This window comes from Prochlorococcus sp. MIT 1303 (assembly GCF_001631965.1).
Classification (GTDB): domain Bacteria; phylum Cyanobacteriota; class Cyanobacteriia; order PCC-6307; family Cyanobiaceae; genus Prochlorococcus; species Prochlorococcus marinus_D.
On the sequence record NZ_LVHK01000042.1, the window covers coordinates 63795 to 88473 of the forward strand.

The following is a 24679-nucleotide window of genomic DNA, read 5'->3' on the forward strand; positions in this document are numbered from 1 at the left end:
TTAAGCAGCCAAACCAAGCCAAGCGGCGATTGCGATGGCAAAAACAGCAGCAAAGCTTGTCTGTAAACCATTAACAAGTTCATTACTCAGCCAACTAATTTTGTTCTGAGCAATTGCGCCTAAAAGGCTCTCCATAAGAGTGGCCAATAAGCCAATCAAAGCAACCAAGACCGCCTGGAAACCAAAAGGCAACAGAGAGAGGGAGACCATCACGAAGGTCATCAAAAGACTGCCAAGGGCACTTGCGAGAGTGCCCTCGAGACTGATGGCGCCATCCGTACCAGCAGGTACAGAACGCAGCGTGGTGATGAGCACAGTGGTTCGGCCCCAACGTTTGCCTATCTCACTGCCGAAGGTGTCAGCAAGTTTCGCAGCAAAACTTGCTGCGAAACCGATCATCAGCAAAGACTGGGAACCAAGGCCCAGTTTGATCAGGATTGCCACTACAGCACCAGTGGCGGCAGATCCCCAGACATTTTCAGGCCCACGCCTGCCACCACGTCCCTCAGCAAGGCCAGCGAGTTTCTTCTGGGCCATGCCAAGACGGGTGACCATCGATCCCAGTACGAGATAAATCACTACCGCAAGCCACCCACGCCAGCCCAGACACCCCCAGAGGATGGTGCCTAGTGCCCCGGCATGAATCCATCCGGAGGAAGTGAGTAATGGCAGCCTCTGGGCCAGCGCAATCAATAGAGCATTGAAAGCAAAAGCCCAGAGCCATTGAACCAGAGTCGGATTAGAAAAAAGCATCAACTTTGATAGCACTGCCTTTGGCCAGATTGGACAAGAGACAGCAAGCGTGGGCTATTGCTTGACGCTGTCTGGCAGACCAGAGCATCAAGCAGAAAAAACAGCCTACGGTTTTGATCTTCTCAATCTCAGCATTGAGAAAATTATCACCTCAAAAGACTGTGCAGAAAATCACTGAAGAAGTCCAAGCCCTCGAGCCAAAGGAAGCCGCTATGAGATGAAGGTTTGCTTGAAAAAGACGCCGATAAGCGCTGACATTCGTGAGCAAATACGCAGCCGCGTAGATCAAAAACAAGCCTGCAGGAATTCAATCAGATCTTGACTGATCTCTTGACAAGCTGATCCGTCGACTTGAAACCATTGTTTGAGCTGCTGCCACAGCAGCTGTGCAAGTGCGCAGGATTGAATCTCCCAACGCCACAGGCACCCAACCGGCGGCCTCAGCGGCACACTCTTCAAGTGGGCTCCAACCACCCTCAGGACCAATCGCAACTGTGACTTGGTTGATTTCTGGGGTCAATCCTTCCATCAAAAGTTGTAGATCAATCAGTCCCTGCCGACGAGTGGTGGCCAAAGCAAAAACTGCATGATCTGGTGGACTTTTCCACAAGGCTGAAGCTTCTGCTATGGGCAAAAGTTCTGGCTGCCAAAGCTGCTCAGATTGCTCAACTGCTTCCCTAAGGATCACCTTCCATCGCAATGGTCGCTCCTCCGCCTGAGGAGTACACCTATCAGAACGTAGAGGCTGAATCAGGTTGACGCCTAGTTCACAACTCATCCTCAAAACCTCCTCAAAGCCACGCTTTGGGAGAACAACAGCCAAACCGAGTTGTTGACGATGGCGAGGTTGTTGTAGAGAAGGAGACGAAGGTGACGTGTCAAGTTTTAAAAAATCACCTGCTTGTAGATGGGCCTCCCAGAAATGGCCAACACCATCAACAACCGCAACCGCTTGCCCATTGCGAAGGCGAAGCACTCTGCGCAGGTAATGGACTTCGTCTTGCTTGAGAGATAACAAATGGTCAGAAGCAGTGATTGCATCAAACCGCTGCGATTCAACCAAAAGGCGCCTGAGCTCAGCCAAGAGACTGCCTAGGCCTCCACAGGAAAGATGCTGTCGGGATGGGGCTCAACAGGCCAGTCATCATTGACACCACCAATCAACACTTCATCCAACTGCACCACATCGGAGTCAATTTGTTGGAGAGCGTTGATCAAGACATCAAGTGCAACAGCATCACTTGTACCAAGATCAACCCAACAACGTGCCCAGCAGCCTTGATATTCCAACTGGCCCATGTTGTGCATCAGCGCAGGGATCACGGATCTGGCGTCTTCATTGTCGTAAGTGATCCAGCTGAGATCCGCACCTTCCTCATGGACTTGTAGGTTCTCAGCATTAAATCCACCCAAACGGCCAATCACGTACCAACTATCAAAGATGCCATCGACGTAATTTTGCTCACCCTGGCTTGGTACATCGGCAAAGTGAAGCCATAGCCAACAGTTGAATGGATCAACCTCGCGGAAACGAACGTCCATGAAAGCTCGACGATGGCTGCATCATCGCGGCATTCGACAGATCCGTCTGCATAAGCAAGCATTCATCAATCAAATTGGAGGATCATTGGCTGCTGTGACCAGAGAAGTGAGGTGCTCATGCTGGAGCTAAAAGACATTCAATACCGTCCCTCAACATCTGAAGAACCTGTGCTGCAGGGAGTTGATCTCATTGCTCATGCGAGCCAACCCGTTGTAATAGCTGGCGCTAGTGGAAGTGGCAAAACCAGTCTGCTAGAGGTGATCAGTGGACTTGCAAGTGCTCAACAAGGCGCCATTTACTGGGAACACAAACCCTTAAATCAGCGTCAACGACGCTGGATGTGTGGGGTCGTATTTCAATTCCCAGAGCGGCACTTTCTTGGATTAACTGTTGCCCAGGAGCTGCGCTTAGGGCATCGCCGACTCACCAGTGGGGATCAAACACAAGCGCTACAAAAGGTTGGACTGGCTCAGATCAACATGAAGCAAGCACCAGAACGTCTCAGTGGAGGGCAACAAAGACGGCTTGCTCTTGCTGTTCAGTTGCTGCGCAAGCCAACCATTTTGCTGCTTGATGAACCGACCGCCGGGCTTGATTGGTCAGTACGTGATGAGGTATTGGAACTGCTTTCCAAGCTTGCTCGAGATCAGTTGTTAATCGTGGCCACTCATGAGCCAGAACTCTTTGAGGGTTTGTCAAGTGCAGCGTATCGGCTCGATTCAGGTCAGCTTCATAAGGAGCCTAAATAGCTCTCAATCAACTTAGATAACTAGCTGCCTTCGTAATCGAAAGTCACAGAGAAACAATTCACACTGGCCAACCATTCATGAGCAACGCTTTAAAAGCTAAATGGGTTAGCGATCTATAAAAATCTTCCTGAGTTTTAAATCAATAGGTAGTGGATAAAGTTAAAAATATTACTTCCAAGGTGCCTTGGGCGCCGAAAAATATTGCAACACTAAGTTTTTTTTTGCTGAAGAACTCAAAAGCATTCTCCAGGCTTGCTCGCAATATAGAATTGAATAACAATCAAAAAAATATTTAATTGCTTGACAAAAGCGAAACAAATGCTTTTTATCAGTTAATTAGATGGTGAAAGTAAGCCATTATTCATGGGTCTTATCTAATCAAGCCAAAAGGAGTGCACCAGCCCAAAGCAACAACACTGTTGGCACCGCTTCAAGCTGGTCTCCTGTAATCGGCAGGGTAACGCTTGTTAAAGCTGTCATGGCTTGCAGGAGGAGTCCCCCAAGAATCAAGCCGCTAGCAAGTAAGAGAACACTCCAACCCAATGATGCAAGTGGGCGACGACCTCGTCTGATCTGACTCAGAAACAGAGCAATTGTTGATACAGCAAGGATAAGCTCCGTACTTCCAACAGGAGCAACGATCACAAGCAATAAGGCAAGTCCTCCCAAGATCAATCGAACCGTGAGGCCCTGACCTTCAGGTAGAGAGAGATTCGGCCAGAATTCTCCTGGTTTGGTGTTAGCAGTTGATGAATTGATATTGCGTAGGCGTGTAAGCAGTGCATTGCTTCCACCACTGCGAGCAGCTGTCTCGACTTGCAGCTCCTCTCGCTGAGAGGCATTGACTGCAGCATTGCTCACTTTGCCAAGCTGACGTTCCTTGAGACTGGACATGAGCACAGCGTCATAAGACGCTTCCACCCTTGCCCTGGCTTGCAGGTCATCGCCTACCTCTAAAAGCCGCTTTTCCTTTGCTTGTTGCACAGATTCAAAGCTGGCTCCTGGTTCAAGACCAAGGATGGAGTACGGATCCTGCGACCCTGGATTCGAACTGGAGCCGATGCCCGAGGCCATGGTTCTAAGAGAACTACTCTGAGCGTATCGAGACCAGCTCAAAAGAGGGGGGAACCATAGCGATAGCCATGGCTGTTCTGGAGCTGTTTGCAACAAACCAAAGCCTCTTGCTGTCCCATCCACTGCCTCCTCTTGAGCAACGGCATCTGTGGTGGAAGGTGGAAGCCAACAAGCATTTCAACCCTTTCAGGTTGTTCATTGCAGCTTGCAACACGAAAGCAAACGTACTCAGTGCCACCATCAACACAGGGGCGTATCAGCCATTGGTTGTCCACTACCACTGAAAACATTCTTTAACGATTCTGGCTAACTAGAGCAGTGAATCGCGAGTTCTTTTCGTCAGGGAAGCAGATTTAAGCCCAGCGCTCAGAGGCTGATCGGCTCTACACCACTAACCACAGGCGCAACAGCACTAAGTTCCAACGCAGGGTGATCATCAAGAAGCTGGTTAAGGTTCCACTCGTTCTTGAACAAGAGAACAGGACGCTGCCAGGCATCCTGAACGGTCTTGCAATTAAATATTCGACCCATCTCGTCTAGAGCAGGCCAACCATCACTGACCCACCGTGCCACCTGGAATCCCATCGGTTCAAGGCGGGTCTGAACGCCATATTCGTTTTCTAAACGATGCTGAACAACATCAAGCTGCAACTGACCTACTGCAGCAAGAATCGGATCCCGCTTGCTCTGATCAGTGTCGTAGAGAATTTGTACAGCACCTTCCTCTCTTAACTCATTAACTCCTTTACGAAAATTTTTAAATGCTGAAGGGTTCGGGTTACGTAACCAGCTAAATATCTCAGGACTAAAGCATGGTATACCTTCGTATTCAACTCTAGAGCCTGTATATAGAGTATCACCAATCGCAAACATACCAGGATTATTTAGACCAATAACATCACCTGGATAGGCATCATCAACGACCGAGCGTTCTTGGCCAAATAACTTCTGTGGGCGAGATAGACGTATGGATTTACCGGTTCGTGCTAGGCGCACCGTCATGTCCTTTTCAAAACGTCCGCTGCAGACCCTTACAAAGGCGACACGATCACGATGACGAGGATCCATATTGGCCTGTAATTTGAACACAAAGCCACTGAAGGACGATCGCAAAGGATCAACAGGACCCTCACTTGTAGAACGTGCTACCGGACGCTGCGCCATCTCAAGAAAGGCATCAAGGAATGGCCTTACCCCAAAATTGGTCATTGCTGAACCAAAAAACACAGGCGTCAACTCGCCTGCATGCACTAATTCCAGATCAAGCTCTGCACCTGCTGCCTCCAAGAGTTCTAGCTCTTCCAAAGCTTGGTCCAAAAGCTCCTGCTCGACAAGACTTGGTAATTCCGGATCGTCAAGATGAAGGTGGCGTTCACTGGCTTGCCGGCCCCTTTCCGCTCGTGTAAAAAGAACGACATTTCTAGTTCGACGATCAATAACACCACGAAACAACTCCCCACTACCAATAGGCCAATTCACGGCCCAAGGTATTAGTTCCAACTCTGCTTCAATCTCATCCAACAGCAACAGAGGATCCCGCCCTGCACGATCCATCTTGTTTATGAAAGTAAAGATTGGAATGTTTCTCATGCGACATACCTCAAACAATTTTCTTGTCTGAGGTTCTAAACCCTTAGCTGCATCCTCCAACATCACCGCATTATCTGCAGCCGCCAGGGTGCGATAAGTATCTTCGGAAAAATCCTGGTGTCCGGGGGTATCAAGAAGGTTAATTGTGGTATCTGCATAATCAAACTGCAGCACGGTGGAGGTGATCGATATACCCCGCTGCTTCTCCAACTCCATCCAATCAGAGGTCACCTTGCGCTGCTCACCACGGGCTTTAACAGCCCCTGCTTGCTGGATCGCACCTCCATAAAGCAACAATTTTTCTGTAAGGGTGGTCTTCCCCGCATCTGGATGGGAAATGATTGCGAAATTGCGGCGACGGCTAATGGCCTCAGCCAACGAGGCCTCAAGGACTTGATCTATATCGATTGAAGAGGCCGAATCAATCGGCGGGCTCGTGGAATCGGGAAGAGAGGTCAAGCGTTGACGAAGATCTGGCGGGTGCAAGTGCATATTAAAGGTGCGATAAATGATCAAGCCTTTGACTGCGTCTGAGATTGATAAGACAAGGAATTCACTTCTTGGCAGGTGCAAGGCTGATATTTCAGCCTCTGTCAATGATTGATTGTGATCAGTTTTTCAATCTCAACTCATCTCAGTGAGAAAAACTGTTCGGGAAAAGTGCTTAAGCGTTCACAATCAATTCTGATCCACCGACACAACCAAGATCATCGCTTTCTAGTACTGACCCCTTCCTGAGGGCTATGGCGCCAACACCATCTTTGATCTCAATACTTTCTTCAGCGACAACTCAATTCAATGGGAAAAGACTTGCACCCGCACTTGTGAGAAAGGGCGAGAAGGCCTCATAAATCAAACTGACCCTATGCATTTAGATCGTACCAAATACGTCGAGATACCTGTCCTCAACTTCGATCACATGCAAATGATCTAGCCCTGCATGACCAAGCTGTGACTGCACCTCTTCCAAGGTGAAGGCTGCGTGCAGAGACGCCAAATAATCACGAATCAAAATAGAAGGTGCTTCCTGCATGTGTTTTTGTTGAAGCGCAATAGCCTGTTTAGTCGATAAGGGGCGACGCAGATCGCGATGAAAAACAAACGCACCTGGGGCTGCTAAATACTTGGTGACCTGCCATAAAAGATTGGGGTCATGAAGGTGATGAAGCAAGCTATTACTAACAACAAGAGCAGCCGAACATTTCAAATCGACGCATTGATTCACGAGTGATGAAAGATTGGAACAGCGATAGGTCAGTCCCTTAAGTTCAGCGGCCATCGCTTTTTGCCGTTGCAAAGCGTGATCAAGCATCGCTTGAGCACCATCAATGCCAAGCACCATCACATCAGGCCAGAGGCACTGGAGACGCTCGCAAATATTTCCAGGTCCACAACCAAGATCAACGATCATGCTGCCTGGAGAAGGAATCTTGCACAAGCTGATCAGATACTCCTGCAAGCGATTGATCAATGCCTCATCACCACAGGAAAAATCTGCTTCGGCATAGGCCTTGGCCTGAAGCGGATCATCCATTAACTCCGGCTCAGGCAAACGCTTCACAAGATCTCAATCAGATTTCTCACTAGTCTCAGCTAGGCACTGTCGATGGTGTTACTAAAGCTTGCAGACACCATGAGTGGCGGTAGCGTTCCCGTACTTATCGGCATAAGCCAACCTATGACCCTGACTTCGAGCAGACCTGAGATAGCAATGACAGCCTTAGAAGCCAGCGGACAACGTGGTGATTTCCCTGCCACGGCTCCAGCCGCTAACCCGGTTTTTTATCGCACTTATAGCCGCCGCACCTCGTCGGGACGAGAAAGCTGGAACGAAGTCAGCACACGCAACCTCCAAGGACTGCAGCAACTCGGCAAACTCAGAGCTGAGGAAGTAGCGCTGATGTCGCGCATGCAAGCCGAGAAAAAGGCTCTCCCCTCTGGTCGTTGGCTATGGATCGGTGGAACGGATTGGATCGAAAGAGCAGAGAATTTCTCAGGTGCCTACAACTGCACATCCACCAACCTGGTGGACTGGGAAGCCTTTGGTCTAATGATGGACCTTGCGATGATGGGCTGCGGAACTGGTGCTGTCATTGAACCTCACTTGATTGATCAGCTTCCGGTGGTTCGCAACCCCATCAAAATCGTTGGCGTCACAGATATTGGCCTAACAGCAGCACATCAAAGACAAGAGCAGACAACGCACAGCATTGAAAACGACAACGTCTTGATCAAGGTTGGAGACACACGTCGTGGCTGGGTTGACAGCTATCAGTTATTACTCGAACTATGCAGCGATGAGCGCTTCGCTGGACGAACCATCAATGTGAGTATTGACCTTTCAGACGTAAGGCCAGTAGGCGAGACCCTCAAGGGCTTTGGTGGCATGGCCAATCCAGTGAAGCTGAAGGATCTTTATACCCGTGTCGCTCGACTGCTTGGTAAAGCAGTCGGCCGTCGCCTCACATCAGTGGAGTGTTGCCTCCTAATCGACGAAGCCGCAGTAACGATCGTTGCAGGCAACATCCGCCGTAGTGCTGGCATGCGTCAGTTTTCGGCGGAAGATCTTGCAGCTGCAGATGCCAAAGAAAATCTCTGGCAACAAGATGCCGACGGTAATTGGCGCATCGATCCCGAAAAAGATGCGCTACGCATGGCTAATCACACCAGGGTTTACCACAACAGGCCGAGCCGATCGATTGTGGTTGAGGCCGTAAGAAAACAATTCCATTCTGGGGAGGGTGCCATTCAATTCGCACCAGAGGCCATTGCACGCTCCAATGCAGACCTGCTCACCACAAAAGAATTACGCCAGGAATTCATTGGGATCTACTGCGATCAGGGAAGAGACGAAGCAGGTCGCTGGTTACAGACCAACCACGGTCCGATCGATGCCAGCGAACTAAAGCATCGACTAGGCCGCTATGGCCTAAACCCATGTGGGGAAATTCTTGGAGCCGACTTTCACTGCAATTTGGCCGAGATCCATCTCAACCAAATCGACCCTTGTGATGAAGACGGTCAAGCTGATGCTTTCAAAGCTGCTGCTCTTTCGGTTGCCTGCCTGCTAAACCATCGCTTTGAAGTTCCCAGATATCGCCAAAGCCGTGCCTGGGATCCAATTGTGGGTGTGAGCTTTACTGGTTTATTTGACTTCTTCGTCCATGCATTCGGCACTGCCTGGCTCAGATGGTGGGAAAACGGGCGACCTGACACAGAAGAAGGTCGCCATTTCAAGCAAAAGGAAGCATCCTTTTTGATCCGTTGGAAAAAAATCGTCAACGAAACGGTATGGGACTATTGCGATCGCCACGAGTTGCGTCGCCCTAGCCGTTGCACCACAGTTCAACCAGCCGGAACGAAAAGTCTGCTTACAGGAGCAGCACCGGGATGGCATCCTCCTAAAGCCCAGCGTTTCATTCGTCGGATTACCTTCCGAAAGAATGATCCAGTGGCGATGGCATGTATGGACTACGGATACACCGTTGTGCCGTCTCAATCTGATAAAGATGAGCAGGGTCGCTTGCTGGATGATCCATTTGATCCACGCTGCAGCGAATGGTTGGTTGAAATTCCCACAGAAGTCAGCTGGGCCAATCTTCCTGGTGCCGATGCTGTCAATATCAATAACTTCTCAGCACTGGCTCAATTTGATTTCTACATGCAAGTGCAAAGCCATTACACGGCCCACAACACTTCAGCGACGATCGAACTGCGTGAGGATGAGATAGAGAGTCTGGGAGAAGCGTTGCATCAGGCCATTGACAACAGTGAGGGGTACATCTCTGCTGCACTGCTTGCTCGCTTCGATGCCAACAATGCCACCTTCCCTCGCTTGCCGTTTGAGCCGATCGATGCAACCACATTCGAGCGCCTGCAAGCAGAGGTGGTTAATCGAAGGGTGAGGAGCAACTTCTTCGAGGCTCTTCACTCCTATGACCAAGGTGAACTGATGGAGGCGGGGCCAGCTGGATGTGACTCAGACAAATGCCTACTTCCACTGGCCAAACCTGGGAGCTGACTCAAACGCTGATGGAATCCGTCCTGGATGGTTCTCGAGGGCGGATCTCATGGCAAGGGGCATCAAATTCTGACGAAACCACATCAATTGATTGGTAAAGACCATTGCAACCAAAAGCGATAGGTGGCTATTTATGGAGTGAGGCAAGTTCGGTCTACACCTCCTTAAGCCAATGAGCACTGCCAAGATCCAGGTCAATGCGATGAGTAAAAGCACACGAGAAGCAATAGTCGACAAACTTAGGGCTTGTCAAACAGACGAGCAGTTACTTGCATACGATGCTCAATTCAACATTGAATCCAATACAGGCCCCTTATATCTGGTGATTTGCGAATTTCTACATAATCGCACCATCTCTCGCGCGATTGCCGCCAAGTGGCTAAAGACACTACTTGAAGACCGCGAAAATAAACTTCGAATGGTGAGTGTACAAACCTAAAATATTGCCTTAGATCCACGTAAACACGATGCTCATGAACCTGAAGAATGATAGACAGACCAACACATCAATAGTTAACAACTTTTCAATAGGAGTTTGACAAGAAGAATGAAGCAGAGACTCCAAGAAGCATGGAATTCATTCTGTATTTTTTTTTCATCACTGATCTCTACGTTGGAAAACCTATCAATCACATGCCTCGAACAAAACCAAAAAAAGGTTTAAAAAACTGATATAGCCTTAATCGCAGGATAAATACATTAACCATCCTCCTATCAAATTGATTGATTGATCTTTGCGATGGCTAGAGATGGGCAACTAGCCTTAGGGTATTACTATTAACGTGTAGCCATACAAGCATGAAGCCCAAAATTGTTGATGGACCAAATCAATCGAAACGAGGAGAAGAGTTTTCCGCTTTAGCAAAGATTTTTGCTATTGGGATTGCTCCGCGTGGAATCATTGCAATCGGCATCGTGCCGATGGGCTTTGTAAGTATTGGAGTGGTATCCATGGGCTTAGTGAGCATTGGCTGCGTAGGCATGGGAGCCATTAGCGCTTGCCTGGTAGGCATGGGGATATGGGCTACGGGAATGAATGTTATGGCTGCTTGGGAAGCAATACAAATCAGAGTACATGGAATGTTGGTTATTAGGAACCCTATTCAGCTCTATTACAAGCCAAGCAGCCACCATTGATTCGATAAGGAGAAAGGTGACCATTAAGACAATAAGTGCCTCTAAAAAATTTCTTTACACCAATTTCCCTGGCATGAGCATCAGTTAGGGGAAGTTTTAGCCATTGATCTGGAACCTTGCCTGCAAGATTCTTTCGATTAATTAGTGCCTGCTTTCTTCTTAAGTTCTCCTCACGATCATTCTTATCACAAACAGCCTCAGTTGTGAGTTCACGAGAACATTCAATGCATTCGGTAATATTCTTTTTCTTTCTCAAGCGATGAGATAAAGAGTCACTCGGAACTTCACGTTCATTGCCGCAGCTACAACGGCACCACCAATAGGAATTGCCTGCTGCGGTTCGGCGATCTGATGCACGAACAACAGTCAGGCGTCCATAAACTTCTCCCAGCCGATCTCGAGGCTTGCTAGGCATCAGTAACTTCACAAGTAATGCTTGGACAAATATAATTGATCGAAGGGATCTGAAAGAAATTCATGAGGTTGACATATCGACAGAGTATAGTCAATACATCCTTACAATATAAATGAGATATTGCTTTTGCCAAAAACAGGAGAGGTTAAGAGATTAGCCCAATCAAAGATCTGGGAACAAAAAGCTTGGGGGGGTGCATTTTCAAGCAAAGGTAAATGTCTTATAGGTCCTGTGAAAGATAAGAGTCAACATTTAGCGCTGTCATGGGGTTGCGAAATACTGCTTGCACTGATTGAGCCTGTGAATGTCTAACTCGAAGGTACCTGGAGAGCGAGAAAAAGGGGGGTCTAAACCATTAAAGTCGACAGGCCTTGGCCCAGACGTCCTATCAAGATTGATCCGGAAGGCGGCAAGCTGAAGCATCGATATCCGAAAAAGCCTGGAACATGACATGAGTATGAGGATGTAGGCATGTCTTGATGAAAAAGCGAGGAAGAAGCCAAAGGTGATCGAACCAGAAAGCATGCAAGCAAAGAGGCCTATCCGGCAGCAACACAAAAGTTAATAATTATCAGAACAAAGGCGCTACGTGTGAATAGATTAGGGTGATTGAAGACTCGAGAATGAGCAAGAGCGTGAATTTTGAGCTCTCCGAGAAGCGTGTGCTGCTCATTTGTGAAGAGATTGCGTCTCAGCCAGGCATCAAAGAGCTTGAAAATAACAACAACAATCAGATTACGTACATCAATAAACGGGAGAAACATTCAAATATAATCAACCGCATTAAGCGAGAAAAATCCAAAGAAATTCACCTAATTTGCCACGGCAACGAAAACAAACTTTTTCTTGGGAATGGCCTAGATATAAATGCATTGATTAATCTGCAAAACAGCAGAAGCAATCAAAGAAAGATCGTTCTTTGGGCATGCAACGCAGGTAAAAAAATCGATCTGAATCTCGCAAAGACAAAGAAGATCATCGCCAGCGTAGAAAAACTTGGATGCGGCAAGAGCATTAAAGGGCACGATGACATCACGCTAGCAGTTCATCAGCTTCCCTTTGAGCTTGACACGCCAAGGTGGAGGTGGTCATCAGACAACGGACTCTTACAAGCAACTCAACCACCTATACAAGATGAAAACGGACACTGGAAATTCAAAGACAGAACGACGGTAACACTCGCCAAGGAGTTTGAACTACAGGGGATAAATTATAATGCTGGATTAAAACTAGTCGGATTAAGTTCAAGCGATAAAGGGTTTAAAAATTTTGAATTAAGCGCAGGTCCACAAAGTGAACTTAAGTTCAATTTACCTGCAGATATCTTAAAGCCGGGCGTAGCAGATCCAGCCGTCACCGCTACTGTGTATGTCCAAGACGGAAATGTTAAAGACTGGAGCGTATCAATCAGCAGCCAGGACAACCTGGTTGAATTCAGCGGGTTTACACTTAACGAAGGGACTTTTACAATTAAATATGATTTAGATACTAAAGTATTTACAATCAGCACAGGCATACGATTCGGAGCAGACAATCCAATAACAGACTATTTAGAGCTGTCTGAGTATGGTCTTGAAGGAGAAGTAAATATCAAATTAAATAATTCAGATCCAGAGACTGAATCAATATTTCCCAAATGGACATTCGATGGTTTTAACTTTACAGGTGGCTTTTCGGTTGATTTTTTCGGGCTTGGGGAGCTGACATCGCTACCGGGGGGATCGAGTATCGGATTCAACAGAACAGGATCAGAAACACAAGAGCAGGTTAATCAAGAGAAATCAAATGATGGTAATTACAACGTCCAGGGAATAACAACAGGACGTTCAGGGAGTATCTTTGATAACATTACAATTCCAAAGATTGATTTTTCATTAATCAATGGAAAGTTTCGTCCTGGCCAGTGGCAAATCAGGGGAGACTTTGCATTTGACATCCCTGGTCTGAACACAGAGACTGCAGATATACAAAACATCGTTGATGAAGATCAGGAACCAGATACTTTGGAACTGGGAAACTTTAACTTACCTGTTATCCAGCCATTTTTTGACAATAATCCACTCGTCAACTCTTTTAAACTACGCCAGGGAGCGGACAAATCATGGTCGATCGATTCATGGTCTGTCACAGGTAATATATCAAAATTAATACCTGGGATCAATCTTCCTGAAGGTATCACCGTTGGATACCAAAAACTCGAGAGTGGAGAAAATTTATTTAGTGCGAAAGATATTGAGATAAAAGGCGGAGACGAATCATCATCGTCAATTTTTGAGCAAGCAAATTTGAGCAATCTAGAATTTTTCAGAGATAAAAATAAGGAGTGGAGAATTAAGAAGATCGAGGCAAATGGCAAAATAGGTAGTTGGTTCAATGCAATCGGGTTAAGTTTCGATCCAGGGGGAATGGGTTTTGAATACAATTATGATAGCGATACTAGCAGTGGTGTATATAAACTCTCAGGTAATTTAAATTCAAAAGAGACTTCGAAACAATCTCTATTCAAAAATGGAAGCCTTAAAGACTTTAAGTTTGGGTATCCAGAAGGTTCAACGAGTTGGTCTGTATTGGGATGGCAAGCAGAAGGAACACTGGCTATTGACTCCTTCGGAATACAACTGGAATTACCAACAGTTACATATGAGAGAACAGCAGAAGGTGGTAGCAGGTATTCGATTGGTGAGATGGCACTTTCAGGAGGTGATGATAATGTATTAGGTGAAGGGAAATTAGAATACTTAAATTTTTCCTATAAAGATGGATGGTCTGTAGACGAATGGCTTGCCAATGGAAAACTTGAATTAAATATTCCAGGCGTAAGCAATTCACAGATAGAGACTGAAGTGGAATATAAAACAGGAGAATATAATATTAAAAAGCTGTCGCTTCAATCAAGTCAGGGTGATATTTTCAATGGTGATTTTGAGATTGAAGATCTAATTGCTAGAAATAGTGATACTGGTGGATACATTGTAGATTCATATAAAGCAAAAGGTAATCTTGGAATTAAAGTCGCTGGTGATTTAAATCTAGGAGCAGATTTTGACGTAAATTACAACAGTACTGATGGCTACATTGCAAACGGAACACTATCAGCTGGAGGGAGCTCATTTCTTGGCGAAGGAAATGTTAGTAATTTACGATTTCAACAAGTTGAACAAGATCAAACTAAAACGTGGAAGACCACCAGCTGGGAAGCAAACGCAATACTCGCTATTGATATTCCAGGAATAACGCTTGATAGCAAGGCTAAAGTTTCCTATGACTCAGAAGGCGAAAAATACATTGTCGATGAAGCAGAAATTAAAGCAGATGTTGATACAATCTTCAGCGCGAAAGCACAACTGAATGAGATGGTTATAACCGAAAATCTCAGCTCTGTGACGGGAGATACTTCTAAATGGAAGGTCGAGAAATGGAACGGGAAAGGCAAAATCAATCTGGGTGGTGAAGATTTTGATTTTGCAAATGCTGAAGTTAAAGTATCGTATGAAGGAGGAGGAGAAGAAATTTACACCATAGGTGGTACATTATCATCTTCAAATTCTCTATTTGAAGGTGATGTAGAAGTCAGTAATATGAAAGTAAAAAAAGAAGAAAGTGGCTGGGCGATCCAATCATGGGATGCAACAGGGAAACTTGGATTTGACATCGATGGTTTGGATTTAAATACGAATGCTGAAGTCGACATAAAATACGATGGTGAACAAGAAGAATATATTTTAGGCGGCAAACTAGACGTAAACGGTGGTGGGATCTTTAAAAGTTCTATTCAAGCAGAAAATGTCTTACTGAAAAAGGATGATCAGGATGATGGTAATGGATGGCATGCTGAAAGTGGAAAATTCACAGGCGACATTAGAATTGAAACGCCTATAGGAGGAGAAAAAAGTATCGTCGTAGCAGGAAATTCAACCATTGACTATAGTCATGACTCGGAGAACAATCAAACAACATATCGACAAAATCAAGATAGCTCAAAATTAGAATTTGACAGCCCAGTATTTAAGGCTGAAGGGAATGTTGGGTTTGAACGAATCGTCAAGGGGGAAGAGCCAGCATATTTCAGGTATGTGACTGGCAAGCCTAATCAAATAGATCTGAAGGTAGGCCAAATGGAATTTGAAATACCAGAAACAGGAATAGAGTTTGGCTTCGCCCAAAATCCAATTCAGGATGGAGGCGAAGTCAAGTACGAAACAATATATGCTGTAAATGGTGGAGTCGACTATGAGCTAATAAAAGGACTAGAGGTTAACTTGCAGGCTGGCAGTGACTCAAATATGCAATCGGCCATGGAAAACTTCTACACAAATATTGGTTTTGAACGACTAAAGGAAAGTAATGTTTCTAATGGTGATTGGAATATTGGAAATATCGAAGGCAAAGCGGAATTTGGAGAAGGCGAAGCCAAGACAAAAACACTCGATCTCGGAATCGTTAAAATTAATGATATGGCTGTCTCCGGTGGCATTAAGTTAAATGATCAAAAAACCCCTTTTGGTCTTTTCAAATATAGTGGTATTAATCGAGAAGTGGAAGATGCAGCATCTTCAAGCCTATCAGTAAGCATCAAAGATATCACACCACAAATAGGAGATTTTAAAGAATTACTTCCTAATTTTACAAAAAAGTTTGGTACTTTTACAGACACCTTAAGAACGCCGGTATACGCCTTCCTATGGGGCTTCATGGATCCCATATACAATGCAGTTGATAGTGCATTAGACGGCGCTGTAGATTTGATTCCTGGTGATATCTGGTGGGCGTTGGACCAAATCGGTATACCTAAACCTCCAAGATCAGTGATTGGGAAAGAAGTTATGAAGGGTGCATTTGGAAGCAATACAGCAGATATGATCGATAATATCTATAAAATAAATAATACTCTTTATGGTAAGCCAGAAATTCATCTAAGAAAGAAATTGGAAGGAACTAAGGCATTTGTTGACAAGATCACATCTATTAATAATCGAGAAGGTTCGAAGGAATCTGGCGCTGATTCATCGGGTGCCGGGTTCCCAAAATTTACTATGCCATTATTATCATTTACTATTGATTCAAGCGACCCTAAACCAAAAGATACAACGGATCAGCCCTCAACCTCTGATTTATGGAAGCCAGATATACCAAGCTTAGATACAGATGGCGCCAAAATAAACTTCCCTTCAATTGGTTCAGTCAGTGGGATAAGTGGATTACTAAAAAATATATTTTTAACGCCAGAGCTACCAGGCACTATCGATCTGATGGAAATTGATTTCTCGAAATCAATAAGCGCTGAACCTGCAACTTTAGACTCGCCATTTCCTGGTTTAAAGGGCACCGTTTCGGCAAGTATGGGTATGGATTTAAAAACAAAAGCTGGAATTGAGCTTAGTGGAAATCAGTTAATGGAAATATTTACTAGCTCACCACTTGAATCACTTGAGAACATTATCACTAAATATTCCTATTGGGATTTAGAGGAAACATCGGCAAAATTCACCCCATCACTTAATATCACAGCTGGTATAGAGCTAATTTCAAAAGCTCTTACACAACAAGCATATAACTATGTCGGCTGGATAGTGCCAGGATGGGATGAAGCATTTCCACTTGGTGTAAATTTAGGAGTTCCTTTGACAGGCGGCGTTGAGTTATCACCTACGCCAGCGGAAAAGGTAAATCTTGAGCGAATACTTAAGGGTGATGTAACTCTAGGCCTTGATTGGAGCGGTGATGAAGTCAAGGTCTCACCGGCTATTAATGTAAATTACATATTCAAAAAAAGATCTGATACCCTGGCAGAAATTCCAATCTGGAATCCTAATTCCAATAGCGGGCTAGCAAGTATTGAGTCAGGAGATATTCGTGACGTTCTTACTGGATTGAATATAGGTGTTGAGAATAATGATGATCTAGATTCATCAACATCACTGAATTGGCGAGATATACGCCACGAATTATATGCCTCATACGTCGATGCGCTTACCGATAGTATTGGCACTAAGGAAAAGATGGAAACTTTCTTTCCTAATCTGCAGTTCATCAGCTTGATAGCCGGAGACTATGCAGAGAAAGACGATGATTTGCTTGCTATGACGAGTGAAAACCGTTGGCCATGGCTGACAGAAGACACTGTATTCTGATCAAATACGAGCATGGTCATCATCCATTCAATGTCATGGTTTAAACTATCAAAGCTGACTTGATCGAGTCAGTTGAGGGAGAGGTGGTCGAGTGGTTGATGGCTCTGGTCTTGAAAACCAGCATGTCCGCAAGGGCATCGTGGGTTCGAATCCCACCCTCTCCGTTTTAGTTACCGTAATAGCAGATGATTAGATTTCAAAACAGTTTCTATATTGATTGTGGTGAAAGCAAATAGAATATCTACGATTAAAATGGTCTAGTCAAACAGATTGTAGATCTGCTTCTGCAAGCGTGACTAACTTATTGGAGTCTGAGTCCCAAAGAATATAAGCAAAGCAATCTGGTATGTCTGTAATGCGTAATTTCTTTGCTCGATGCAGAAGTGCTTTATTATGTGTATGGCATGCCTTCAATCTATAATTAGGTATCCGCTCGCAAAGATGATGAATGCTGTGGAATGAAATATCTGCAAAAAACCAATTAAGCCATAGTGGAATATCTAAATTGCTACTCCCTTCAATTGCTGCAGTAAAGTAGCTCCAGTCGTCATTACCATGAGCATAGGAACCTTCGAAATTATGTTGAACAAAAAAGATGCAAATAAAGATTGCTGCGGAAGCTGTCATCACCAACGAGTAACAAGTCCAAAATAGACCAACTCCAAGCCATCGACTCATTAATAACCAACTTGCTAGTACCAAGAGGTTATTTGCCAGAAGATCAGCTAATTCTCCAGAGGTATACCAATAACTTGATTGATGGGTCAGCAATTGAGAGCAAAAACTATTGATATTTTTCCAGCCATCATCTCGAAGACCTAAAACAAATTGACGGCACTTAGACCAACAATATTCTGTTAATCCCAGGATTAAGGCCAATCGAGGCTTAATTATGAGGTAAAAGAAACCACCAGGAAATAACATCAACGGATGCCGACTTATAAAATATATAATCTTGTTGATTTTAGATAGAGATTGATACTGAGCAAGAGTTAGTAAAGCTGAAGGGCCTCGATAAAGCTGCCAATTTCCATTGTGTTTATGATGATAGGCATGGCCTCGTGACCAAGGGTGTTGAGGTATCGCATTCAGCACTCCAAGAAAAAAACCGGCTGAACGGTTGAGCCATCGGGAGTGAAAAAGAGAACCGTGTCCGCAATCGTGCATTAAAGCAAAGCAACGAGACGACAGCAAAACCAACAGGACAAGAACAATAAAAAATTGAACGGCCTTCAGGCCAACTGGAGAGGATGCATGCCCAATCAATGACACCATCAGCCATAATCCAGCGATCGGAACAAGAGTGGAGAACAACTGCCAACAAGCCCAAGGGTCACTGCGTTGCAAGTAGGGCTCAATGACGAAATCAGTCCTGTTTAGAGGCCTGTTCTCTGGTGGGATTGGTGGATCGTAGGATTGTGTTGGGATCTGGCTAACGTTTGAAGTGTCCCTCTAATATGCCACTTTTATCAGCAAACTGTGCCTTTGCATAGAGGTGGATGAAATCACTAAGCGGGTTAAACACATATAGTGCAACTGATCTGGAGATGATGGCTAGGCAAGCAGCGCTTAAAAGGTATTGAGAACTTCATTGAGTAACAATACAGGAGAAGCAGAGATCCAAGCCAAATACTCTTCAAATAAATATATTGACGACAAAGCTTCATGTTCTAAACCTATAAAAGATCAGGCTATAAATCGATTGTGATTCATATAACGAATCCGAATTAGAGTGTCACCGAAAAATTTCGCAGCAATAGATTGCAGAATATCCAATGATCTAAAATTGTGATGGCCAAAGCTCGCTAAACAAATCTGAAAGTAGCTTTAGCCGCCTAGGTCTACTGCTACTACTATACAATTGCTGCTGATCACGCAAAATATCTGCTGCGTTATCGCCAAGGGCTGAACAGATGAAATCATTATCTTCAGCAATCCATCGAAAAACATCTTCATCCTCGACTTCTAGATGAAACTGGAGCCCATAAGCCAATGGGCCAATTCTGAACAATTGCTCACGGCAGCGATCACTACTGGCAAGAACGTTGGCATTTTTAGGCAGAATTATCCTGTCGCCATGCCAATGCAAAACATCCAGTGGCTGGATTAAAGACCTGTTGACTGACTGATTTCCTGCCTCGAGCGTTGATGTAATTGGTGCCCACCCGACCTCCGCAAGTGGTCTCGGTGGATCGCCGCCCAACAGCGGTTCAACGCCACCACCACAAGCATGTGCAAGTAACTGTGCACCAAGACACACACCAACAAAAGGGATCTGATGCTCCAAGGCTTGTTGAATTAAAAGAACCTCATCCTCTAACCATGGGAAGGCTGGGTTATGCAGATCGCCTACGCCCATCGGCCCTCCTAGGACCAGCAAACCATCTCCTTTAACCAAAGAAGGCAAAGGTTCCCCTAGGTCCACACGGATGACATGAACTGCCATGCCGTATTGTTGTGCAAGGTCTTCAAACAAACCAGGAGCTTCATGGTCTAAATGTTGAACAACAAAGAGGCGTGTCATTTGAATAGAAAATGAATTTGTCACACTAATATTGTTGAGGTTAACTGCTACAGCAGTACCAACAGCCTGATTGATAAGCGTTGGCTGCTGAAACGAGCTCAATAAACAAATAAATGCAACTAAAGCGTGAAAAAAACAGTGGCTATAAAATAATACCTTGTGGTTATCAATGACATTTAAAACAGGCAGATTTGATTTATTATAGAATCACGAAAAGCAATAAGGTCATTGGACGAAAGCATTGCGCAAGCATTTCAACCATAAAAAGATATAAGCTGCTGATTACATAATAATTCAGCGTCTGTCTGGAGGATTTAATCAGCATCATGATGAGCATGACTGATCTTAGACCTGCAAAGTGAGAGAATCAAGCAGCCAATTGCAAATGAGCGAGTGCTTCGAGTGAAATTCACAGGGAAAATAAGGTATAGAGTCAGTAGTAGTTTTTTCTTCAATCTCGGAGCTCTTAAAGTAACATCTATTGGAAGATCATCAAGGCCAAATGATCTAAGTACGCAATATCGAATAGAAAGATTATAGTTAATCAATCGATAAGATTCACAGCAGAAATCATTTTTTTATCTTGCATCTATGATCGACAAGTCGCAATCGAATAAAAGCTTCTATAGAGATGCTGGTTTATGTATAAAAATCAACCTCACCAAGTAGGTGAAAATCAATGTATAGTCAATGAACAATAGAGTTGATAGTGATAAAGTCTAAAACCGTAATCATAAATAATCGCAGAATATAATTGCTTAGCCGACCCATTACCAAGCCTTGAAGCTAACTGGCTGATATTTAGCAAACTCTAAGGTCCAGCCTCTTTCGGCTATTTTTTTTAAATCCAGAAGGAAGCTCGAGAAGTCTCCGTTTTGGATCCAGGCTGCCTTGATTGCGGGTAGATCCTCCGGTAAACGCTCCATTGGCAGTTCTACAAGTAGGAAGCTGTTTGCTCCAACAGCTCGGTTCAAGGGGCCGTCATCTGTACGTTGCCATATGCGCAGCAATAATTCCAACGCAAGGGCCTTGCCATCATCTGATGGCATGTCATGACGCGCCTGTTGACCACCAACGTCCGCATTGCTCGGTGGGAGAGACTGTGATTTACCTGAAAGTGGTAGTGCACGCTTACCATTTTGCTCAAGCAAGGCCAAGGCGATTAGATAGGGAGCATCTGCCATAAGGCATCATCGGATCCTCCATCATGACGGGTTAACAGGCCTGTAATGGCAAGAAAAGCAAAAAGGCTGTATTGAAATCACTCTAAGGAGACATTGCCAAATCCAGATAGTGCATCAATTCCTTCATCCAGATTGAATAATGAGGGAAAGCTGCCATGATTTTAATTAATCATGAGTACGAAGATGGACAACCCAGAACGGCCTGTATGGATGAACTGGGCATTCCTAGGTATATTTCTTTGGACCAGCTGGCAGTTAGCCGGATTTTGGATGGAACGCCTCAACGGATAAGCCATCTGCTGAGTTAAAGCAGAAAGGTATAGAGATATGCTGCTTATAGAGCACAGCTCAAAAGAATCCTTTAACAATAATCCCCACAACCAATAATAATATCCTGATTTCATTATCCATGAGACATAATTCGAATAGGGTCAATACAAGCTTTATTGAATTCAAACCATTAGAAATTAAATACACCAAGCGATAGTGAATAAACACTGTCAGCAGAGGTTGCTAATATAAACAAGATGATTATTAATTTAAGAATAAATAGAAAGTCTTACTAACACATTCCGCCGAAGAAGTAAAATCATGCTGAAGGCATATAGAATATTGTTTTGAAGGAACATAAATCACTCATTTGATTCAAATCCTGCAGCTCTTTAAAGGCTCATCTAGCAAGAGCCTCATTCAATTAACAAGCCTCACTAATGATTCAGTTTCTTAAAGAGAGAAGATTGAACATATCATTGCCTGGTCTAACCCTAAATTTGATAAAAAACCACATTTTCTTCAATCTAAGTTGAATGCAGCAGAGCTTGCTTGCAAAGGAAAATTATAGAACCATCTAGAACAATCAATATGTTGTATAAATAAGCACGGCATTGAGTTAATAATGGACGACATAAATAAACCTCGCTGCATTAAGACTGGTTTGCATTTATTGAATCCATGGCTGTCGGCATCTACTTTGCAACAACAACAGGTAAAACTGAGGATATCGCTGATCGGCTTCATCCTCTCCTCAATGGCAGTAATACACCTCAGGATTTAGCTGATCTACAGGACTTAAGCCCGCTAAACGATTTAGATGCGATTATCTGCGGTATTCCCACATGGAACACAGGTGCAGATAGTGAACGGTCTGGTACAGCTTGGGATTCAATGCTCGAAGACATCTCCAAGCTAAGCCTAACTGGTAAACAGGTAGCTATCTATGGGCTCGGAGACTCATCAACTTATACCGAAAACTTCTGTGATGCTATTGAAGAACTTCATCAGTGCTTCAAAAATGCAGGAGCGACAATGGTGGGATATGTCTCAAAAGATGGTTATACATTTGAAGATTCAAAAAGTTTAATAGGTGACAAGTTCTGTGGTCTACCCCTCGATGAAGACAGCGAATCAGACATGACGGATGATCGACTGATGTCATGGGCAATTCAGCTTAAGCAAGAGATACCTGCATTGAATTAATGCTACTCATAAGATATCTCTATTTGATTAGAGATCACAATTGCAAATAACAAATCTACTCTTTATGTACATATTATCGATCGATTACTAGCTGTAATTAATCGATCAAGAGATAAAATATTTCATCGCCATAATAAAGATAGATGAATCAGAGTTGTCTGATTGATGATTTATTCTGAGATCATTGGATTGTTTGTGATCTCAATCAGACCCTCTAGTGTCTTATAGAGACAAGCAGGATACTTTGTTAGAGATTAAATTCGCTAGGTTCTATTACTATGAAATGCGTAATATCTATATGGGTTAAACTAATAGCTCATCATGTAAAAACCGCAAACGTCATTTTTAATCAACAATTGACATGTGAAAGAGTGTAAAAAAACCGCTCTGGATTATCTTCTAGAGCAACTTTGAAATATCAACCTGTTGATTCAAGTCAAAGCTTAACGGTCTAGAAGCCAAATGTCGTTTTCAATACACCAGCAAACTGGTTGAGTGTTTCATCAGTATCCATAAGCCCTGAGGCAGGACGGCTCAGATAGAAGAGGCCTGGTGTAATAACAATGTTGTCAGTCGCCTGGAACTTATACCACAACTCTGCAACATAGTTTCCATCATGAGGTGTTTCTCCATCTTTGAGTCTGGTTGCGAATGGTGCCTGGCCGATCGCGAAACCACCAGCGTTACCTTCAATAAACAGATCATTCCATTCGAGACCAACCATCCATGACTGCGACTGAGAAACTTCTCCCTCGTAAACATCATCTTCATCGTCAAAGCTGGTTGAACTGATGCCCCAGCCAAGGCTGACTGAAGGAATCCAACCATTCTCTTGAGGCATCCAGTATGCAGACAATGCGAAGGCATTTGTATAGCTATCTGTTCCAGAAGTGAATCCGTAGCTATCAGCTACATACATGCTGGAGTAAAGGACAAGATCATTATTTTGAAGATAGCTATAGGTCGCAGCGACACCCCACTGCTCATCGGTATATCCGATTTGAGCAGTTCCTGTACCAGCTGAACACTCATTAGCTATGCCACCACAAGGATCATCATTGGAATTGGGATCACCGTTACGTCCATTGGCAGCGACATAATTGGCACTGATTGCCCAACCGTTGTTCTCCCACCAAATACCAGCACCCTGACCCAGGTTTTTGTTGAAAGCACCAGCTGATGCACCAGGTAATGTGACGACATCCAAAACCGTTGAAGATCCATCACTTGCATAGGCCGTTGGCCAAATTGCAAGCATGTCTTCCTGGCCAACGATTGCGCCAAGAGTTGCGGTCAAGGTCTCACCAATCGGGAATTGGTAGAAAATCTTGTCGATATAGACGACATCGGCACCAGCTTCTGCCTCAGACGCAACTTCCAAGGTGGAGAGGTTTGTGGGACCATCTCCTCCGAATACAGTCTTTGCGAAATTACCTGCACGCAAAGTAGTAGACAGTGTGTCCTTACCTGTGAAGGTCGTGTTCAGCACAAGCTGAAGGTCATAGTTGAAGCTGGTTGCACCCCACTCTTTGTTATAGATATCTCTTGCGTGGTCAAGTGAGCCACCAAAGCTATTTGCACCGAGAACAAAGGAAGCCTGACCAACAAGCTTGGTGGTGGTGGAGAACTGAGTGGCTTCGAGTTCACCAACGCGGGCTTCTAGGCCATCAACACGGCCCTTGAGGATGGCGAGCTCCTGCTCGAATTCCTTCAGCAAGCGACGCAGTTCGTCGGTGACTTCAGTGATGCGATCGAGGCAGGCATTCAATAGAGCAGCCGCTTCAAAGCGGGTCATTGCTCTGTTGCCCAGGTAGCTACCGCTTGGATAGCCAGCTACACAGCCGTAGCGCTCAATCAGGTTGCTAAGAGCCTGATAAGCCCAGTCGGTTGGGTAAACATCTTGGAATTGGGAGATGCTGGTGACCTGCTCGCTGGAGGCCGAATAATCGGACACACCTTTGATGTCTAGGTCTGCGGCATTAGCAGCCATAGGGGCCATTAGACCCAAGGCAGCAGGTGCCACCAGCAATTGCTGGAAGAGTTTCATTTGGTTCCTCACACAGATAGGCGGAAGAACAGATA

The 24679-nt window shown here is 44.7% G+C and carries 18 protein-coding genes and 1 tRNA gene; 8 read left to right on the forward strand and 11 right to left on the reverse strand.

The window, feature by feature from the left end; genetic code table 11:
- The 3 genes from PMIT1303_RS06725 to PMIT1303_RS06735 all read right to left on the reverse strand — a co-directional run bounded on the left by PMIT1303_RS06725 (position 1) and on the right by PMIT1303_RS06735 (position 2295).
- Entirely contained in the window at positions 1-753 is a 753-nt protein-coding gene (locus tag PMIT1303_RS06725; RefSeq protein ID WP_063398054.1) for a DUF92 domain-containing protein, read from the reverse strand.
- Between the two features lie 307 nt (positions 754-1060).
- Positions 1061-1837 carry a 16S rRNA (uracil(1498)-N(3))-methyltransferase gene (locus PMIT1303_RS06730; RefSeq protein WP_063398055.1) on the reverse strand — a complete coding sequence of 259 codons (777 nt, stop codon included), beginning with the start codon at positions 1835-1837 and terminating at the stop codon, positions 1061-1063.
- Positions 1838-1845: 8 nt separating this feature from the next.
- A complete protein-coding gene (locus PMIT1303_RS06735; RefSeq protein ID WP_011130165.1) occupies positions 1846-2295 on the reverse strand; it encodes a DUF3531 family protein in 450 nt (149 codons plus the stop codon).
- Positions 2296-2412: 117 nt separating this feature from the next.
- On the opposite strand from PMIT1303_RS06735, the gene PMIT1303_RS06740 reads away from it, so the two are divergent.
- Positions 2413-3045, forward strand: a complete 633-nt coding sequence (locus PMIT1303_RS06740; RefSeq protein ID WP_063398056.1) for an ABC transporter ATP-binding protein — start codon at positions 2413-2415, stop codon at positions 3043-3045.
- Between the two features lie 378 nt (positions 3046-3423).
- Here PMIT1303_RS06740 and PMIT1303_RS06745 read toward each other — a convergent pair whose 3' ends face one another.
- Complete coding sequence (locus PMIT1303_RS06745; RefSeq protein ID WP_063398057.1) at positions 3424-4119, reverse strand: CPP1-like family protein; 696 nt, start codon at positions 4117-4119, stop codon at positions 3424-3426.
- Between the two features lie 68 nt (positions 4120-4187).
- Here PMIT1303_RS06745 and PMIT1303_RS14335 point away from each other — a divergent pair, with 68 nt between their 5' ends.
- On the forward strand, positions 4188-4403 hold the full coding sequence (locus PMIT1303_RS14335) for a hypothetical protein (protein ID WP_063398058.1): 216 nt from the start codon (positions 4188-4190) through the stop codon (positions 4401-4403).
- Between the two features lie 82 nt (positions 4404-4485).
- Here PMIT1303_RS14335 and PMIT1303_RS06755 read toward each other — a convergent pair whose 3' ends face one another.
- Together PMIT1303_RS06755 and PMIT1303_RS06760 are read right to left on the reverse strand one after the other, a co-directional pair.
- Positions 4486-6168, reverse strand: coding sequence for a peptide chain release factor 3 (locus PMIT1303_RS06755; RefSeq protein WP_369818712.1), 1683 nt, complete (start codon positions 6166-6168; stop codon positions 4486-4488).
- A 412-nt stretch (positions 6169-6580) separates the two neighbouring features.
- Positions 6581-7261 (reverse strand): trans-aconitate 2-methyltransferase, encoded by a 681-nt coding sequence (locus PMIT1303_RS06760; RefSeq protein WP_063398242.1) that lies wholly within the window; start codon positions 7259-7261, stop codon positions 6581-6583.
- Between the two features lie 126 nt (positions 7262-7387).
- Between PMIT1303_RS06760 and nrdJ the strand changes: the two genes are divergently transcribed.
- The 3 genes from nrdJ (at position 7388) to PMIT1303_RS06775 (ending at position 10867) form a co-directional block, all read left to right on the forward strand.
- The gene (nrdJ, locus tag PMIT1303_RS06765; protein WP_197459798.1) at positions 7388-9730 is read left to right on the forward strand and encodes a ribonucleoside-triphosphate reductase, adenosylcobalamin-dependent; all 2343 of its coding nucleotides are present in this window, start codon (positions 7388-7390) and stop codon (positions 9728-9730) included.
- Positions 9731-9902: 172 nt separating this feature from the next.
- Positions 9903-10169: a hypothetical protein gene (locus PMIT1303_RS06770; protein ID WP_063398060.1), complete on the forward strand. Its 267-nt coding sequence runs from the start codon at positions 9903-9905 to the stop codon at positions 10167-10169.
- 359 nt (positions 10170-10528) lie between these two features.
- Complete coding sequence (locus PMIT1303_RS06775) at positions 10529-10867, forward strand: hypothetical protein (RefSeq protein WP_231901408.1); 339 nt, start codon at positions 10529-10531, stop codon at positions 10865-10867.
- Here PMIT1303_RS06775 and PMIT1303_RS06780 read toward each other — a convergent pair.
- On the reverse strand, positions 10830-11282 hold the full coding sequence (locus PMIT1303_RS06780) for a hypothetical protein (protein WP_063398061.1): 453 nt from the start codon (positions 11280-11282) through the stop codon (positions 10830-10832). The two genes, PMIT1303_RS06775 and PMIT1303_RS06780, sit on opposite strands and share 38 nt — an antisense overlap.
- A 623-nt stretch (positions 11283-11905) precedes the next feature.
- On the opposite strand from PMIT1303_RS06780, the gene PMIT1303_RS06785 reads away from it, so the two are divergent.
- Complete coding sequence (locus PMIT1303_RS06785) at positions 11906-17413, forward strand: hypothetical protein (RefSeq protein WP_063398062.1); 5508 nt, start codon at positions 11906-11908, stop codon at positions 17411-17413.
- Positions 17414-17490: 77 nt separating this feature from the next.
- A tRNA-Ser gene (locus PMIT1303_RS06790) sits at positions 17491-17577 on the forward strand.
- A gap of 97 nt (positions 17578-17674) precedes the next feature.
- On the opposite strand, the gene PMIT1303_RS06795 is transcribed toward PMIT1303_RS06790, so the two are convergent.
- From PMIT1303_RS06795 to PMIT1303_RS06805, 3 genes are all read right to left on the reverse strand, one after another.
- Entirely contained in the window at positions 17675-18760 is a 1086-nt protein-coding gene (locus tag PMIT1303_RS06795; protein WP_063398063.1) for a fatty acid desaturase, read from the reverse strand.
- A 433-nt stretch (positions 18761-19193) separates the two neighbouring features.
- The gene (locus PMIT1303_RS06800) at positions 19194-19937 is read right to left on the reverse strand and encodes a type 1 glutamine amidotransferase (RefSeq protein WP_063398064.1); all 744 of its coding nucleotides are present in this window, start codon (positions 19935-19937) and stop codon (positions 19194-19196) included.
- A gap of 770 nt (positions 19938-20707) precedes the next feature.
- Positions 20708-21121 carry a hypothetical protein gene (locus tag PMIT1303_RS06805; RefSeq protein WP_063398065.1) on the reverse strand — a complete coding sequence of 138 codons (414 nt, stop codon included), beginning with the start codon at positions 21119-21121 and terminating at the stop codon, positions 20708-20710.
- Positions 21122-22072: 951 nt separating this feature from the next.
- Here PMIT1303_RS06805 and fldA point away from each other — a divergent pair.
- The gene (fldA, locus tag PMIT1303_RS06810) at positions 22073-22597 is read left to right on the forward strand and encodes a flavodoxin FldA (protein WP_063398066.1); all 525 of its coding nucleotides are present in this window, start codon (positions 22073-22075) and stop codon (positions 22595-22597) included.
- A 451-nt stretch (positions 22598-23048) separates the two neighbouring features.
- On the opposite strand, the gene PMIT1303_RS06815 is transcribed toward fldA, so the two are convergent.
- Complete coding sequence (locus tag PMIT1303_RS06815; RefSeq protein WP_063398067.1) at positions 23049-24644, reverse strand: iron uptake porin; 1596 nt, start codon at positions 24642-24644, stop codon at positions 23049-23051.
- Between the last annotated feature and the right edge of the window lie 35 nt (positions 24645-24679).